The sequence below is a fragment of the uncultured Porphyromonas sp. genome (assembly GCF_902489635.1).
In the GTDB taxonomy this organism is placed as follows: domain Bacteria; phylum Bacteroidota; class Bacteroidia; order Bacteroidales; family Porphyromonadaceae; genus Porphyromonas.
In genome coordinates this window covers 1-16,516 of record NZ_CABUAN010000006.1, presented here as the reverse complement: position 1 = coordinate 16,516, position 16,516 = coordinate 1, and the positions used below count along the sequence as shown (strand labels likewise).

The following is a 16,516-nucleotide window of genomic DNA, read 5'->3' as shown; positions in this document are numbered from 1 at the left end:
AGGGACGCTCGGGAGTGTCTAGCGGGAGCGCGTCCGTTGTCGAACTATCCGTTACGTACAACGTCAAGATTTGATGGCAAAGGAATACGTCTCTCTGTACTACAACGGACGCACGAGCCGTGCGTCCCTACAAATCGTTACTCGTCAAGCGATACTTCTTAGTAGCGAGGATGTAGAATTGCCTTTGCTGGGTCTCTTTACACTTGGTCAAAATGACGATATGCTTCGACCAACTAATTTCTCCAACTAGTGGTTGGAGAATTTCATTTGACAGTTGAATCCACGCATAATATTCTAGATTTCGGAAATCGGGCTACTCGTCTCGTCCTCTTATATCTGGGTGCTGGCGAAGGAACATAACAAAAGGAAGGCTCGCCTCATGAGGTCGTGTGGACCTTTGAGGCGAGCCTTCCTTTTCGTTGCTTATATCTGTTAGGAGGCTATAGGGAGCACTCCTGAGATAATCTTTACGGTAGAGCTACTATACGAGCTGCTCTGTGAGGCAGTTGTTACTTAGCGGAAGCGGTCTCGGAGGCTTTTTCCTCGTCGAGCTTCTTGGCGCGGTAGCTGGCATCAGATCCTGTCTGACGGCTCTGAGCCTCGATCTCGTCATGCTCCTTTTGCGACATGACGAGGAGTTTGTCATACTCGGGTAGACCTGTACCTGCAGGGATCAGGTGACCGCAGATGACATTCTCCTTGATGCCCTCGAGCTTGTCTGCCTTGCCCGATATGGCAGCATCGTTGAGTACCTTAGAGGTCTCCTGGAAGGAAGCCGCCGAGATGAAGCCTCGCGTCTGTAGCGCAGCCTTGGTGATACCCTGTAGGATCTGATTGGTCGTAGCAGGCATCGCATCACGTGCTGTAGCGGGCTTGAGGTCACGACGCTTGAGGGAGCTATTCTCATCACGTAGCTTACGGCTCGAGATGATCTGTCCAGGCTTCATGGTGGTGGAGTCACCAGCATCGGTGATCACCTTCATACCCCAGAGCTTGTCGTTCTCCTCGGTAGCCTCGTTCTTATCCACAATCTGCTGTGGCATCAGGAGTGTATCTCCTGGATCGATGACCTGTACCTTGCGCATCATCTGGCGGACGATCACCTCAAAGTGCTTATCATTGATCTTCACACCTTGTAGACGATAGACGTCCTGAACCTCGTTGACGATGTACTCCTGTACGGCCGTGGGACCCTGGATGGCGAGGATGTCGGCTGGCGTGACAGCACCCTCAGAGAGGGGCATGCCGGCACGTACATAGTCGCCAGGCTGTACGAGGATCTGCTTCGTAAGTGGTACGAAGTACTTACGGATCTCGCCTAGACGAGAGGTGATGGAGATCTCCTGATTGCCACGCTTGACACCAGCGAAGTCGATGGTTCCGTCGATCTCTGCTACGACAGCAGGACTCGATGGATTGCGCGCCTCAAAGAGCTCCTGAACACGAGGCAGACCACCCGTAATATCACCAGCACCAGAGATAGCGCGAGGTGTCTTGGTGATGATGTCGCCCTGTGTGATCATATCGCCATCCTCCTTGACTAGGTGAGCACCGACGGGGAGGTTGTACGAGCGAAGTACGTTGCCCTTGTCGTCCAATATCTGAGCCGTCGGGATGAGATTGTTCTTGACACCCTGCTTGCGGATGATGACGATCTCTTTGTGCGAAGCACTCTCGTCGGTCTCGTACTCGAAGGTAACCTTCTCGACAAGATTCTCGAAGACAAGACGCCCGGAGAACTCGGAGATAAGAGCTGTATTGTGTGGGTCAAAGTTGAGCAGTGTATCGTCCTTGCTGACGGTGGCTCCGTTTGCAAAGAAGATGGTGCTGGCATAGGGTACCAGCTCGTGCTGCAGTATGACACCCGTCTTGGGGTCTAGGATGCGTAGCTCGGCGGTACGGTTGACCACGATGTGTGCGGGTCGCATATTGCCGTCTCGTCCAGCACGCTCCACGTCTACGTAGCGGATGTCTGAGTACTCGATGGTTCCAGAGAATCGTGCACGTACGGTAGCATCGGTCTCTTGGTTGCTTGCTGTACCACCAGCGTGGAAGGTCCGTAGCGTAAGCTGCGTACCAGGCTCACCGATAGCTTGCGCTGCGATGACACCGACTACCTCGCCTCGCTGTACGAGCTTGTTGGTGGCAAGGTTGCGACCGTAGCACTTGGCGCAGACGCCGTTTTTCGTTTCGCAGGTGAGTACTGATCGTACCTCGACGGTCTCGATACCGGCAGCGGTGATGGCAGCTACAGCTGCTTCGTTGATTTCGTCACCAGCATGTACGATATACTCGCCAGTCTCGGGGTGCTTGATGTCATGGACGGATGTACGACCGAGGATGCGCTCACCGAGGGTGGCGACGACGGTACTGTTTTTCATCACGTCAGACATCTCGATGCCTCGCAGTGTGCCGCAGTCCTCCTCAGAGATGACAACATCGTGCGATACATCCACGAGACGACGGGTCAAGTAACCAGCATCTGCAGTCTTGAGCGCGGTATCAGCTAGACCCTTACGAGCACCGTGAGAGGAGATAAAGTACTCTAGCACGGAGAGACCCTCCTTGAAGTTGGAGAGAATAGGGTTCTCAATGACCTGACCACCGCCTGAACCACTCTTCTGAGGCTTAGCCATCAGACCACGGATACCGGCGAGCTGACGAATCTGCTCCTTCGAACCACGAGCTCCTGAGTCCATCATCATGAAGATGTTGTTGAAGCCCTCGTCATCTAGAGCTAGCTGTCTCATCAGTGAAGCGGTGATCTTGTTAGAGACGTTACTCCACGTATCGATGATCTGGTTGTATCGCTCGGTATTGGTGATGAAGCCCTCGTTGTACTGTGCGAAGATCTCCTCGACACGCTCATTGCCCTCAGCGACAAGCTTCTCCTTGTCCTTAGGAATGACGACGTCTTGCAGACGGAAGGAGAGACCACCCTTGAATGCCATGTGGTATCCGAGGTTCTTGATCTTGTCTAGGAACTGGGCAGTCTTGGCAAAGCCACACACCTTGATCACATTGGAGATGATAGAGCGTAGCGCACCCTTGCCTAGGGTCTCGTTGATGTAACCGACCTCGGTGGGGACGTTTTCATTGACCATGATACGTCCCATGGAGGTCTCGATGATCTTGCTGACGAGTTGACCATCTTCGAGGACGTTGTCAATGCGTACGTTGATCGGTGCGTGAATGTCTAGCTTGCCCTCGTTGTATGCGATCCGAGCCTCCTCGACACCGTAGAAGGTGTGCCCACTGCCCTTGGCTCCCTTGCGGATCTTGGTGATATAGTAGAGTCCCAAGACCATATCCTGTGAGGGGACGGTGATAGGTGCACCATTGGCGGGGTTGAGGATATTGTGTGAGGCGAGCATGAGTAGCTGAGCCTCTAGGATAGCTTCGTTGCCTAGGGGAAGGTGCACAGCCATCTGGTCACCATCGAAGTCAGCGTTGAAAGCGGTACAAGCCAAGGGGTGTAGCTGGATAGCTTTGCCCTCGATCATCTTGGGCTGGAAGGCTTGTATACCTAGACGGTGTAGCGTCGGAGCTCGGTTGAGTAGTACAGGGTGCCCCTTCATGACGTTCTCAAGGATCTCCCAGATGACGTTGTCACGACGATCTACGATGCGCTTAGCGCTCTTGACGGTCTTGACGACTCCACGCTCGATGAGCTTGCGGATGATAAAGGGCTTGTAGAGCTCAGCTGCCATATCCTTAGGCAGACCGCACTCATGCATCTGTAGCTCAGGGCCGACGACGATGACGGAACGTGCCGAGTAGTCTACACGCTTACCGAGTAGGTTCTGACGGAAGCGACCGGGCTTACCCTTGAGGCTGTCTGAGAGAGACTTGAGGGGACGGTTGTTTTCGCCCTTGAATGCACTTGACTTACGTGAGTTGTCGAGGAGTGAGTCGACAGCCTCTTGTAGCATGCGCTTCTCATTGCGAATGATCACCTCGGGGACGCTCTGCTCTAGGAGTCTCTTGAGGCGATTGTTACGCAGTATGACACGACGATAGAGCTCGTTGAGATCACTTGTTGCAAAGCGACCACCATCGAGCGGTACGAGTGGGCGTAGATCGGGCGGAATGACTGGTACCACCTTGAGGATCATCCACTCGGGGCGGTTGATATCCTTAGAAGCGCGGAAGGACTCGACGACGTTGAGTCGCTTGAGTGCGTCTAGACGGCGCTGCTGTGAGGTCTCTGTCTGAGCCTTGTCGCGTAGCTCGTAGGAGAGGCTATCTAGATCTAGGTTGGAGAGCATCTCATAGAGTGCCTCTGCACCGATCTTTGCAACAAACTTGTCTGGATCGCTCTCTGGCAGGTCGTAGTTGTCTGGATGACTCTGATCGATCTCGTCTAGCTTGGCCTGATACTCCTCCTCGGTGAGGATCGTATTGACCTCTAGGTCAGAGACACCGCTCTGCAGTACGATATACTTCTCGTAGTAGATGATCGCCTCTAGGTCTTTCGACTTGAGATTGAGCAGCGATGCCAGCTTGTTAGGTAGACTGCGGAAGTACCAAATGTGCGCTACGGGTACAGCGAGCTTGATGTGCCCAGTACGCTCACGACGCACTTTCTTCTCCGTAACCTCTACACCACAACGGTCGCAGATGGTACCACGGAAGCGTATGCGCTTGAACTTACCACAGTTGCACTCGTAATCTTTGACTGGGCCGAAGATTCTCTCGCAAAAGAGTCCGTCACGTACTGGCTTGTATGTTTTATAGTCAAGAGTATTCGGATTCGTAACCTCTCCATGTGATGCCGCTAGGATCTCCTCAGGTGATGCCAGGGAGAGCCTAATGGATGAAAAGGTGGTCTTGCTCTTAGGGGCTGTCTTGTATGCCATAACTTAAGTCTGACTATATATAGTGTGTAAGGATAGGGGAGGGGATTACTCAATATGTACGCTGAGGGCTAGACCCTTGAGCTCATTGAGTAGCACGTTGAGAGACTCGGGGAGACCGGGCGTGGGCATGTTGTCGCCACGTACGATCGCCTCGTAAGCCTTAGAGCGACCCACGACGTCATCACTCTTGATGGTGAGGATCTCCTGAAGGACGTGTGCCGCACCGAAGGCCTCCAGTGCCCACACCTCCATCTCTCCGAAGCGCTGACCTCCGAAGTTGGACTTACCACCGAGAGGTTGCTGTGTGATCAGTGAGTACGGACCGATCGAGCGGGCGTGCATCTTGTCATCGACCATGTGACCTAACTTGAGGAAGTAGGTGACACCTACGGTTGCCTCCTGGTCAAAAGGCTCGCCTGTACCGCCATCGTAGAGCTTCATCTGACCGCCACGTGGTAGACCAGCCTTGTCGGTCCACTCGTTTAGATCATCAAGTGTAGCTCCATCGAAGATGGGGGTCGCAAACTTGACTCCGAGCTTTCGCCCAGCCCATGCTAGGACGGCCTCAAAGATCTGTCCTAGGTTCATACGTGAAGGCACACCCAGCGGGTTAAGACAGATGTCTACTGGAGTACCATCTGGCAGGTAAGGCATATCCTCACGACGTACGATCTTGGAGACGATACCCTTGTTACCATGTCGTCCAGCCATCTTGTCGCCGACCTGTATCTTACGCTTCTTAGCGATCAGGATCTTAGCGGTCTGGATGATGCCTGAGGGCAACTCATCGCCGAGGGTCTCATCGAGCTTGCGTCTATTGACCTCTGCGATTGTGATCTTGTCCTTCTTGATATAGTTAGCGATCGTCTGCTTGACAAGTTCGTTAGTATGCTCGTCCTTGGTCCAGTCAGACATGCGCAAGTCATAGTAGTCTAGATCGAGGAGCAACGACTTGGTGATGCGTGTACCAGCCTTGACCTTGACGACACCGATGTAGTCGACGAAGTCTGTCGCTGTGGTCTTGTGCTTCTTGAGTATGGTCTGCAGCTTGGAGACTAGCTCGTCCTTGAGTGCCGTTTGTAGCTTGGAGAGCTCCTCCTCGTAGCGCTGGTTGATCTTGCGTGTAGCTGCTATACCACCCTTACGATTGGCGCGTGAGTAAAGCTTCGTGTCGATGACGACACCCTTGAGCGAGGGAGAGGCCTTGAGCGAAGCGTCCTTGACATCACCAGCCTTGTCGCCAAAGATGGCTAAGAGTAGCTTCTCCTCAGGGGTAGGATCGGACTCGCCCTTTGGCGTAATCTTACCTACTAGGATGTCGCCCGGTACGATGCGAGCACCGACACGAACGATACCATTAGAGTCGAGGTCTTTGGTAGCTTCCTCACTGACGTTGGGGATGTCTGCCGTAAACTCCTCCATGCCACGCTTCGTCTCACGTACGTCGAGCGAGTACTCATCGACATGTATAGAGGTAAAGAGATCCTCTGCGACGACGCGCTCGTTGAGTACGATCGCATCCTCGTAGTTGTATCCCTTCCAAGGCATGTAAGCGGCCAAAATATTGCGCCCGAGAGCTAACTCGCCATCTTGTGTGGAGAAACCCTCAGAGAGTATCTGTCCCTTGGTGACTCGGTCACCCTTACGGCAGATGGGGCTCAGGTCTATCGTGGTAGATTGATTGGTCTTGCGATACTTGGGTAGCTTGTAGGTAACCTCTGAGGGCTCAAAGCTAACAAGCTCCTCCTCTTCTGTGCGGTCGTAGTCGACCACGATCTTGGTGGCATCGACATAGACGACCACGCCATCGCCCGCAGCCTCTATCTGAGTGCGAGAGTCTGAGACTAGTCTGCGCTCAATGCCTGTGCCTACGATAGGAGCCTCGGGTGTCAGTAGTGGTACGGCCTGACGCATCATGTTCGATCCCATGAGGGCACGGTTAGCATCGTCGTGCTCGAGGAATGGAATGAGCGAAGCTGCAATCGAAGCGATCTGCGTCGGAGAGACGTCCATCAGGTCTACCTCCTCAGGCTCCACAACGGGGAAGTCTGCGCCATAGCGCGCCTTGACACGAGAGCGGACGAAGTGTCCGTTGTCATCTAGTGGCGCGTTACCCTGAGCTACGGTCTTGTCCTCCTCTTCTTCAGCGGTAAAATAGGCAAGCTCGGTGTCTTTAAAGCTCACCTTACCCTTTTTGACATTGCGATAAGGAGTCGTGATGAAGCCTAGCTCGTTGATCTTAGCATAGACACAAAGCGAGGAGATGAGTCCAATGTTTGGACCCTCAGGCGTCTCGATAGGACAGAGACGACCATAATGAGTGTAGTGTACGTCTCGCACCTCAAAGCCTGCACGATCTCGTGTCAGACCGCCAGGGCCTAGTGCCGATAGACGACGCTTGTGCGTGATCTCAGAGAGTGGATTCTGCTGATCCATAAACTGTGAGAGCGCGTTGGTCCCGAAGAAGCTGTTGACAACCGATGCAATCGTCTTGGAGTTGACTAGATCGACGGGTGTGAAGACCTCGCTGTCACGTACGTTCATACGCTCCTTGACCGTACGAGCCATACGACTCAGTCCTATACTAAACTGATTGTATAGCTGCTCGCCGACGGTTCTGACACGACGGTTGGAGAGGTGGTCGATGTCATCGACAGGGGCCTTACCATTGACTAGCTTGATCAGATGACGTATGATCGCAACGATATCCTCAGCTGTGAGGATCTTGACGTTGGGATCTATGTCTAGTCCTAGTTTGCTATTGATCTTGTAGCGCCCTACATCGCCTAGGTCATAGCGCTTCTCCGAGAAGAAGATGTTGTTGAAGATCTCCTTAGCACTCTGATCATCGGGTGGAGTAGAGTTGCGTAGGAGGTTGTAGATGAAGTTGTAGGCAGCCTGCTCAGAGTTGGCTGAGTCACGCTTGAGTGTGTTGAAGATGATCGAGTAGTCCATGACCTCCTGGTCAGACTCCTGATCGGATGCAACTAAGTCACGACGTAGTAGGATGGTCTCGATACCATTCTCTAGGATGACCTGAGCGTTGTCTTCGTCTAGGGTAGCATTTTGCTCCACGAGCGTGTTGTACCGGGCGAAGGTCTCAGTCTCTCCTGTCTCCTCCTCACTCTCCTCATCGTAATACTTCAGTATGACGGAGGCAGCCAGCTGTCGTCCATAGTTAGCCTGTAGCGACTCTAGTGTGACAGGGATCTCCTCAGCGATGCCAAAGAGGTCGAGGATGTCTTTGTCTGTCTCATATCCGATGGCGCGTAGGAGGGTCGTGATGGGGAGCTTCTTCTTACGATCGATGTAAGCGTAGAGCTCGTTGTTCGTATCAGTAGCGAACTCGATCCACGAACCCTTGAATGGGATGATACGAGCCGAGTAGAGTCTCGTCCCGTTGTTGTGTAGACTAGATCCAAAGAAGACGCCTGGTGAGCGGTGTAGCTGAGATACGACTACTCTCTCTGCACCATTGATGACAAAGGTCCCCGCAGGTGTCATATAGGGAATAGAACCCAGGAAAACGTCCTGTACGGTGGACTCAAAGTCTTCATGTTCGGGGTCTTCACAGGTGAGCTTGAGTTTAGCTCTTAGGGGGACGCTATAGGTCAGACCACGACGCAAGCACTCCTCTATCGAATACTTGGGAGGATCGACGAAGTAGTCTTCAAATAGAAGCTTGAAGTTGTTGCGAGTGTCTTCGATGGGGAAGTTCTCAGAGAAGACTTTAAATAATCCCTCTTTCTTTCTACTCTCGGCAGGAGTATTGAGCTGAAAGAAGTCCTGAAAAGATTTGAGCTGCACCTCCAAGAAGTCAGGGTACTCCATTGGATGAGCAATAGATGCGAAGCTCTTTCTAGTATTGGTTGGTTTGGATGCCATCGTATGCTTCAGAGAGAAATGGTAAATGTAGGGGAGAGGAGCTGCTCTCACAGGGAGAGACGGGTGAGCAGGTGTTCACTAACGCGTAGCGAGCCACTACTCGAGAGATCGAGCTATAGATGTCTAGCTCTAGAGACTTGTATCTAAGCCTATCTGACAGTCTAAGACACCGCCTCAACGTATAGAGAGCGTCACTGAGTATTGTGACAGCTTTCGTCTGTGGGTGGTGCCTCCAGAGGACAAAAGATGCGAAAAGGCTAAGAACTCCCCCCATACGTATCGAGGGGGGAATCCTTAACCAATATGACCTGTGTCAGACAGGTGTCAAGCGGGTTTACTTTAGTTCAACCTCAGCACCAGCCTCCTCAAGTGCAGCCTTGAGAGCCTCAGCTGTAGCCTTGTCTACACCCTCCTTGATGTTCGTAGGTGCAGCATCGACTAGCTCCTTAGCCTCCTTGAGGCCAAGACCAGCGTGCTCCTTAACAGCCTTAACGACTGCAAGCTTAGCAGCACCAAAGCTCTTGAGTACAACGTCGAAAGAGGTCTTCTCCTCAGCCTCTGCTGCAGCACCAGCTGCAGGGCCAGCGACAGCAACAGCTGCAGCTGCTGGCTCGATACCATACTCCTCCTTGAGGAGCTCCTTGAGCTCGCTTACTTCTTTTACTGTGAGATTAACAAGAGTCTCTGCAATAGCCTTTATATCTGCCATGTCTGTATTGATGTTATGTTTGTTTCTGATTGAAGTGATTTCTTAGATGTTTATTGCCTCTCGGCTAGGGTATCTAAGACCCCATGGATAGTGCCAGCTGCTGAATCGAGCTGCCCGAGTACGCCCTGGATTGGACCCTCCAGCATAGCTACAACGTCAGCAATGAGCTCCTCGCGACTCTTAATGTTGACAAGAGCCTCGAGTTGGTCAGCTCCGATGTAAAAGCCCTCCTGAACGTACGCAGCCTTTAGGTCGGGACGTCCGAGTTCCTTATTGTCAGAGCGGAAAGCCTTGATCGCTTTAGCAGGAGCATTAGCAACCTCTGAGAACATGACTGCCGTGTTGCCCTTGAGAGACTCGTAGAGCTCTGCGTAATCGACAGAGTCGATCTCGCTGAGGGCACGACGCATCAGCGTGTTCTTGACTACGACCAGCTTGACTCCACTCTTATTGCAGAGACGGCGTAGTTCGCTCGTCTTCTCAGCATTGAGTGCCTCGATGTTGGTCAAGTAGAAGTTGGGGTAGCTCTCTATATAAGAGTGTAACTGCTCGATGACAGTTGACTTCGTTTCCTTTTTCATAGAATTGTGTTTCTTAGATGGTGAGACGTTATTCTACTACGGATACGACTGACTTGGGATCTACTTTGATCCCTGCACTCATTGTTGTAGAGAGGTAGATGCTCTTGATATAGGTTCCCTTAGCAGAGGTCGGCTTCAGGCGTACCACCGTGTCGATGAACTCCTTGGCGTTTTCTCTAATTTGCTTAGGGTCAAAAGAGATCTTACCCACAGAGGTATGTATGATACCTGCCTTGTCAACCTTGAAGTCGATCTTACCAGCCTTTACCTCCTTGATAGCAGCGCCGATATCGTTTGTTACGGTACCGCTCTTGGGGTTAGGCATCAGACCACGCGGTCCTAGTACACGACCCAAAGCTCCGATCTTGCCCATGACGCTAGGCATGGTGATGATCACATCGATGTCAGTCCATCCAGACTTGATCTTGTTGATGTACTCATCGAGACCGACATAGTCAGCCCCAGCCTCTTGCGCTTCTGCCTCCTTATCTGGAGTACAGAGTGCTAGGACACGTACCTCCTTACCGACACCATGAGGCAGTGAGACAGTGCCACGCACCATCTGATTAGCCTTGCGAGGGTCGACACCCAGGCGAATGTCTATGTCTACTGAAGCGTCAAACTTCGTGAAGGTAATCTCCTTCAGAAGCTTGGAAGCCTCATCTAGTGAATAGGACTTGCCTGCTTCGACCTTACTCGCTGCTATCTTCTGATTTTTTGTTAGTTTACTCATTTCAGTTGATTGCGATTAGAGATTCTCAGGTTTCGTACCCGTCACACTAATCCCCATACTACGAGCTGTACCAGCGACCATCTTCATGGCCGACTCGACAGCGAAGCAGTTGAGGTCAGACATCTTATCTTCTGCTATAGTCCTAACTTGATCCCAAGTGACTTTAGCAACTTTGATTCGGTTGGGTTCTGCTGAGCCGCCCTTAGCCTTACTAGCCTCTAGTAGCTGTATGGCTACGGGAGGAGTCTTGACGATGAAGTCAAAGGACTTGTCAGCATAGTAGGTTATCACGACTGGCAATACCTTACCAGCGCGATCCTGAGTCCTGGCATTAAATTGCTTACAAAACTCCATGATGTTGATACCCTTAGCACCAAGTGCTGGGCCTACAGGAGGCGAGGGGTTAGCGGCCCCTCCTTTGATTTGCAGCTTAAGCTGCCCTGCAACTTCTTTTGCCATTTTGTTATTCGATTATATTATAAACAGATACACACGGAGGTCATCACTGCATCTAGGGTAGTATCCTCGTGGAGCGAGTAGAGGTCTTTTAGTTGGAAGCTAGACCACTGCTCGACGCTATCCGAGAGAGTTAGCACTACACCTATGTGAGCAACTATGAGTCGGTATGCTCGATCCGTAACAATCTTCTATTCCTTCTCGACCTGTGTGTAATCAAGCTCCAGTGGAGTCTTCCTTCCGAAGATCTTCACCATCACCTTGAGCTTTCTCTTATCACTCTTGACCTCATCGATTGTTGCTGAGAAGTCTGAGAATGGACCATCAATGATCCGTACAGACTCACCAACGCTGTACTCAACGTCAAAGCGTCCAGCTCCCTCAGCGTCGCGATCGGCTTGTCCCAAGAGATCCTGTACTTCTTGAGTACGCAGGGGCTCTGGAGATAGCTGACCATCAGTCATACGAGAGTTCAAGAAACCTATTACATTAGGTATCGTGCATAGTGTGTGCTCTGTATCGCCAACGAGTGCAGCCTCCACCAGCACATAGCCAGGCATATAGGGGCGCTCTTTGACCACCTTCTTGCCATTGCGCTGAGAGACCACCTGCTCGGTGGGAACTAGTACACGACGTACGTACGAGCCTAAAGTTCCATTGGACTTAGCCGCTTCTATATACTCACAGACTTTCTTTTCCTGTCCGCTGAGGACACGAAGAACGTAAAATCTCATGGGTTGTGAATCTTGACTCATGTCTTTAGTTTAGATTAGATTCGATGATAGAATACGGTTGATCCGTTTGTGACTACTCGATAAAGCCTTTACTAAGATGTGGATAAACAGTATTATCAGGGGAACTTTACAAGTCCTGTCTGGAGTCTGCTGTGCTGATGTGGCACATTGCCCCTAGACTCTTGCTTATCTCTCTAGGCTTAATATGTCAATGCTCTCTACTGGATGCACAGTCTAGACGAGCCCGTACACAAACTGCATGAGCTGCTGGAAGACAAAGTCTACGCCTGCGACAAAGATGGCGATAATCACCGAAGCGATCATGACGACCACTGTGCTATTGATCAGTTCGCTACGACTGGGCCAGCTAACTTTGTGTACCAACTCATTGTAGCAGTTCTTGATGTAGGAACCTGTACGCTTGAAAAAGTTCATAAGAGCATCTTATAGTTTGCACGGGTTGAGAGGCTCGAACTCCCGACACCAGGTTTTGGAGACCTGTGCTCTACCAACTGAGCTAAACCCGTATGTTAGCATCGTCTCGTACACGTCTGACTACTTAGTCTCGGACGTGTTGTGCGCAGTATGTGAGTCCTAATTAGTTTAGTCAAGAGACTCGACCTGCTAGAGATGATGATTGTGGAGGTGAAAACTCCTCGTAACTCCCCCTCCCACTATGGCCTTTGCTCCGAGGGGAGTGAGTCCATATTTAGTGGGGGAGGGAGTTGGGAGAAGTTAAGTTCGCTGTCTAGCCTTAAGCAGGCTCTAGATGAGCCAGAGACTAAGTCAGCTGAGGATTATTAGTCCTCTAGTGAGGTGATCTGACCAGCACCGACCGTACGGCCACCCTCACGGATAGCGAAGCGTAGACCTACGCTACAAGCTACTGGAGAGATGAGCTTGACGTCGATGGTGACGTTATCACCAGGCATAACCATATCGATACCCTCTGGTAGTGTGATCTCACCCGTTACGTCTAGCGTACGGATGTAGAACTGAGGACGATACTTGTTGTGGAATGGTGTGTGACGACCACCCTCTTCCTTCTTTAGGATATAGACCTCAGCCTTGAAGTGATCGTGAGGCTTAACCTGTCCTGGGTGTGCTAGGACCATACCGCGCTTGATCTCGTCCTTGTCGATACCACGGAGTAGAAGACCTACGTTATCACCAGCCTCACCCTCATCAAGGATCTTGCGGAACATCTCCACACCAGTTACAACGCTCTTCTTACCCTCAGCACCTAGACCGATGATCTGAACCTCGTCGTTTACCTTAACGACACCAGTCTCGATACGACCAGTAGCGACAGTACCACGACCTGTGATAGAGAACACGTCCTCTACAGGCATTAGGAAGGGCTTGTCGATGTCACGCTCAGGTAGTGGGATCCAAGTATCTACAGCCTGCATGAGCTCCATAACCTTCTCTACCCACTGAGGCTCACCATTGAGAGCACCAAGAGCAGAACCACGGATGACAGGAGTGTTGTCTCCGTCGAAGTTGTAGAAGCTCAGTAGCTCACGCATATCCATCTCTACGAGCTCAAGCATCTCCTCGTCATCAACAAGGTCGCACTTGTTCATAAAGACAACTAGACGAGGTACGTTGACCTGACGTGCTAGTAGGATGTGCTCACGAGTCTGAGGCATAGGACCATCAGTAGCAGCAACTACGATGATAGCACCATCCATCTGAGCAGCACCAGTTACCATGTTCTTTACGTAGTCGGCGTGTCCCGGACAGTCAACGTGTGCGTAGTGACGGTTAGCTGTTTCATACTCAACGTGTGAAGTATTGATAGTAATACCTCTTTCTTTTTCTTCAGGAGCGTTGTCGATAGAATCGAAAGAACGCAATTCTGAAAGACCTTTTTTAGCCAACACAGTAGTGATAGCAGCAGTCAAAGTGGTTTTACCGTGGTCAACGTGACCGATAGTACCAATGTTAACGTGCGGTTTCGAACGTTCAAATTTCTCTTTAGCCATAGCTTTACTTGTTATTTATTTGATTAATAATCAGCATTTACATCTTATGAGCTGTTACCGGGATTTGAACCCGGGACCTCTTCCTTACCAAGGAAGTGCTCTACCACTGAGCTACATAGGCATATTGTGCGTGGGCAGTGATGGATTCGAACCACCGTAGGCTTGCGCCAGCTGAGTTACAGTCAGCCCCATTTGGCCACTCTGGTAACTGCCCGATTGCTGTTTCGGCCTGTGTTGCCAAGGCACTTCTCACGCTTGAGAGAGATGAATGGCATCACAAACTGAGTGCAAATGTACGAACTATTTTGGAGATACCCAAACTTTCGGGCAACTTTCTTTTCAAAAAGTGCGTACCAAGAGTGTGATAGTGCATAGTAGATAGTGGATAGGGAGTCCCTTCCTCTAAGCTCTGATCAACTCTAGTCGCTAGCGAAGACCCGCTACTCACTATCTACTACTCACCAAAACTATTTATTTGCTTTAGCGCGATCTATCTGACGCTTGAGCGCATCGATAGCCTCATCGATAGCCTCCTCAAAGGAAGCTGCTCCCTTCTCAGCGTAGTGGTCATAGCCTGGTACTGCTAGACGGATGGCAGCTATCTTACCTTGGGTAGCGTTAGACTTGTCTAGTCGCAGCGTGACCTCAGCTTTGCTAATGGTATCGTCAAAGCGAGCGAGACGATCGATCTTCTTTTTTGCAAACTCTTGGAGTGCCTCACTGGCATCAAACTGTAGAGACTGGATGTGTACGTTGATCATAGGTGATACTTGACTTTGTGCTCTAGGATGAGCGTGATACAATTGTTTGAGCTGCTCGAAGGAGGTGTGCGTGTATCGTGTGGTGGTCTCTAGATTGCTATGCCCCAGTAGCTCTTTGATGGAGGTGATCGGAGCTCCAGCATTGAGCATCTCAGTAGCAAAGGAGTGTCTTAGCGTGTGAGCTCCTCTGCGGGGCAAGCCTGGCACTACATCGAGTGCTTTGTGTACCACTTGATAGACGTCAGCTCCTGAGAGCGGTCTGCACTTCAAAGTAACAAAAAAATAACGAGACTGACCCACTTTTCGATCCTTTAATGTGAGATAAGCTTTCATTTGCTCCTTGAGAGCCTCCCCAAAGGGGACGATACGCTCCTTGCGCCCCTTACCCACTACGCGTAGCGACATGGAGGCGAGGTCGACTTGCTGCGTCTCTAGGCTAGCCACCTCAGCACGGCGCAGACCGGTCTGGTAGATAGTCTCTATGATGAGCCGATTGCGTACCGCAAGAAAGTCCTCGGGATCGGTCGAGATTGTCTCTAGTGCCTCCTCTATCTGAGCTTGTGTGAGGAAAGAGGGGAGTGTGTGCTCTCGCTTGGGCCCTCGCAGATAGCGAGTCGGATTATTGTCGATGAGACCACGTAGCTGAAGATACTTGTAGAAGGACTTGACGGCACTCAGATTCTTGTTGACCGTCGTACTGGTCAGCTCGTTGTCCATCTGCTGCATGATCCAGTTGCGTACCAGGTCCCGATCGGCATCACCAGGTTGCCACTCGTCGCTGGCCTGCTCTAGGGCGCACTCCATATAGGAGGTGATGGCAGGGCGGTAGGTGGTGAGCGTGAGCGGCGAGGCGTTTCGCTCCAGTCGCAGGTACTCCATAAAGGCCTCCAGCGTCTGCTGTAGCTTTTCGGTCAGCATGATGTGATCCATAGGATTGCGGCTAGTCACTCATTATATATATGGAGTGCGAAATGTTCAGACCAAGTATCTTCACAAGACGCTACAGCAGAGGGAGTGGACGCCTCTTGCCCTGGCGCATGAAGTAGATCTCGAGATTGGGGTCTTGCCCACGAAGGCCTGTGACGCGCTCGTTGAAAGCGTCATACAGGATCTCTATATTGCCTACCCCTCTGATAAGGCTAGAGAAAGCGTCGTAGCGGATGTCGTAGCCTCCGATCCGTCTGACGCGGTCGGAAAGCATCTCGTAGTCTATCTCGCAGGTGCCGACCCGCTCCAGTCGATCCGAGAGCATCTGATACTTAAATGTGTAGGGACCGAATTGGGCTACTCGGTCGGAGAGAGGCTCGTACCTCACCTGCCACCCATAGGGGAGCTGGTAGACCCCGTCGCGGTAGGAGTAGGCGGGCTGACCTTTTGAGTCATAGATGATGACATCCTCCAGCATCCCATCACGTAGCACGAAGAGCATCTGCCTGCGCACTATGATGCCGATATGCCGACCTGAGATGCCCGCTCCGACGGCTGTCGAGGGCTCCTGATAGTCATAGGGGTTAGGTCGTCTATTGATATATTCCCACGTGCCATTGGGGTAGAGCATTACCTCATCGCCATCGCTCGTGATGGCGCGCACCTGCGCCATAGCATAGGTTGCTCCTAGGAGTAGCAGGAGTGGCAAGAGTAGGGACTTTAGGGTAAAGTGCTGCATAGTTGTAGAGCCTAGATGTATACCCAAAGGTACGAAAAAAGAGATTAGACTTTAGAGATTAGAAGTTAGAGGACAGGGCTGATACATTATTGAGACTGTTGCAAAAGTCAACAGTCTCACAATCTTGCTTGCAAGATTGTCCTG

11 protein-coding genes, 3 tRNA genes and 1 pseudogene are annotated in these 16,516 nt (G+C 51.4%); all 15 read right to left on the bottom strand.

Annotated elements, in window-relative coordinates; genetic code table 11:
• Nucleotides 1–130: 130 nt before the first annotated feature.
• Nucleotides 131–292 (bottom strand): annotated as a pseudogene (locus RDM37_RS02175) (DUF1016 N-terminal domain-containing protein); the annotation flags it as partial.
• 217 nt (nt 293–509) lie between these two features.
• A complete protein-coding gene (gene rpoC / locus RDM37_RS02170; RefSeq protein WP_308554630.1) occupies nt 510–4,859 on the bottom strand; it encodes a DNA-directed RNA polymerase subunit beta' in 4,350 nt (1,449 codons plus the stop codon).
• 45 nt (nt 4,860–4,904) lie between these two features.
• The gene (gene rpoB / locus RDM37_RS02165) at nt 4,905–8,744 is read right to left on the bottom strand and encodes a DNA-directed RNA polymerase subunit beta (protein WP_308554629.1); all 3,840 of its coding nucleotides are present in this window, start codon (nt 8,742–8,744) and stop codon (nt 4,905–4,907) included.
• A 334-nt stretch (nt 8,745–9,078) separates the two neighbouring features.
• A complete protein-coding gene (gene rplL, locus RDM37_RS02160; protein ID WP_308554628.1) occupies nt 9,079–9,453 on the bottom strand; it encodes a 50S ribosomal protein L7/L12 in 375 nt (124 codons plus the stop codon).
• A gap of 50 nt (nt 9,454–9,503) precedes the next feature.
• On the bottom strand, nt 9,504–10,034 hold the full coding sequence (gene rplJ / locus RDM37_RS02155; protein ID WP_308554627.1) for a 50S ribosomal protein L10: 531 nt from the start codon (nt 10,032–10,034) through the stop codon (nt 9,504–9,506).
• A 28-nt stretch (nt 10,035–10,062) separates the two neighbouring features.
• Complete coding sequence (gene rplA, locus RDM37_RS02150; RefSeq protein WP_308554626.1) at nt 10,063–10,767, bottom strand: 50S ribosomal protein L1; 705 nt, start codon at nt 10,765–10,767, stop codon at nt 10,063–10,065.
• A 15-nt stretch (nt 10,768–10,782) separates the two neighbouring features.
• Nucleotides 10,783–11,226 (bottom strand): 50S ribosomal protein L11, encoded by a 444-nt coding sequence (gene rplK, locus RDM37_RS02145; RefSeq protein WP_297726268.1) that lies wholly within the window; start codon nt 11,224–11,226, stop codon nt 10,783–10,785.
• 188 nt (nt 11,227–11,414) lie between these two features.
• Nucleotides 11,415–11,957, bottom strand: a complete 543-nt coding sequence (nusG, locus tag RDM37_RS02140; RefSeq protein WP_374041881.1) for a transcription termination/antitermination protein NusG — start codon at nt 11,955–11,957, stop codon at nt 11,415–11,417.
• Between the two features lie 234 nt (nt 11,958–12,191).
• On the bottom strand, nt 12,192–12,392 hold the full coding sequence (gene secE, locus RDM37_RS02135) for a preprotein translocase subunit SecE (protein ID WP_293964012.1): 201 nt from the start codon (nt 12,390–12,392) through the stop codon (nt 12,192–12,194).
• A 19-nt stretch (nt 12,393–12,411) separates the two neighbouring features.
• Nucleotides 12,412–12,484: transfer RNA gene (locus tag RDM37_RS02130), tRNA-Trp, on the bottom strand.
• Nucleotides 12,485–12,757: 273 nt separating this feature from the next.
• A complete protein-coding gene (tuf, locus tag RDM37_RS02125) occupies nt 12,758–13,945 on the bottom strand; it encodes an elongation factor Tu (RefSeq protein ID WP_308554625.1) in 1,188 nt (395 codons plus the stop codon).
• A gap of 52 nt (nt 13,946–13,997) precedes the next feature.
• Nucleotides 13,998–14,060, bottom strand: a tRNA-Thr gene (locus RDM37_RS02120).
• Between the two features lie 16 nt (nt 14,061–14,076).
• A tRNA-Tyr gene (locus RDM37_RS02115) sits at nt 14,077–14,159 on the bottom strand.
• 253 nt (nt 14,160–14,412) lie between these two features.
• Nucleotides 14,413–15,636, bottom strand: a complete 1,224-nt coding sequence (gene hpf, locus RDM37_RS02110) for a ribosome hibernation-promoting factor, HPF/YfiA family (RefSeq protein WP_308554624.1) — start codon at nt 15,634–15,636, stop codon at nt 14,413–14,415.
• A 70-nt stretch (nt 15,637–15,706) separates the two neighbouring features.
• Nucleotides 15,707–16,372: a hypothetical protein gene (locus RDM37_RS02105; protein ID WP_308554623.1), complete on the bottom strand. Its 666-nt coding sequence runs from the start codon at nt 16,370–16,372 to the stop codon at nt 15,707–15,709.
• Nucleotides 16,373–16,516: the final 144 nt, after the last annotated feature.

Coding starts and splice junctions, on each gene's coding strand:
- rpoC (WP_308554630.1), bottom strand. CDS start 4,859: ATGGCATACAAGACAGCCCCTAAGAGCAAGACCACCTTTTCATCCATT.
- rpoB (WP_308554629.1), bottom strand. CDS start 8,744: ATGGCATCCAAACCAACCAATACTAGAAAGAGCTTCGCATCTATTGCT.
- rplL (WP_308554628.1), bottom strand. CDS start 9,453: ATGGCAGATATAAAGGCTATTGCAGAGACTCTTGTTAATCTCACAGTA.
- rplJ (WP_308554627.1), bottom strand. CDS start 10,034: ATGAAAAAGGAAACGAAGTCAACTGTCATCGAGCAGTTACACTCTTAT.
- rplA (WP_308554626.1), bottom strand. CDS start 10,767: ATGAGTAAACTAACAAAAAATCAGAAGATAGCAGCGAGTAAGGTCGAA.
- rplK (WP_297726268.1), bottom strand. CDS start 11,226: ATGGCAAAAGAAGTTGCAGGGCAGCTTAAGCTGCAAATCAAAGGAGGG.
- nusG (WP_374041881.1), bottom strand. CDS start 11,957: ATGAGATTTTACGTTCTTCGTGTCCTCAGCGGACAGGAAAAGAAAGTC.
- secE (WP_293964012.1), bottom strand. CDS start 12,392: ATGAACTTTTTCAAGCGTACAGGTTCCTACATCAAGAACTGCTACAAT.
- tuf (WP_308554625.1), bottom strand. CDS start 13,945: ATGGCTAAAGAGAAATTTGAACGTTCGAAACCGCACGTTAACATTGGT.
- hpf (WP_308554624.1), bottom strand. CDS start 15,636: ATGGATCACATCATGCTGACCGAAAAGCTACAGCAGACGCTGGAGGCC.
- RDM37_RS02105 (WP_308554623.1), bottom strand. CDS start 16,372: ATGCAGCACTTTACCCTAAAGTCCCTACTCTTGCCACTCCTGCTACTC.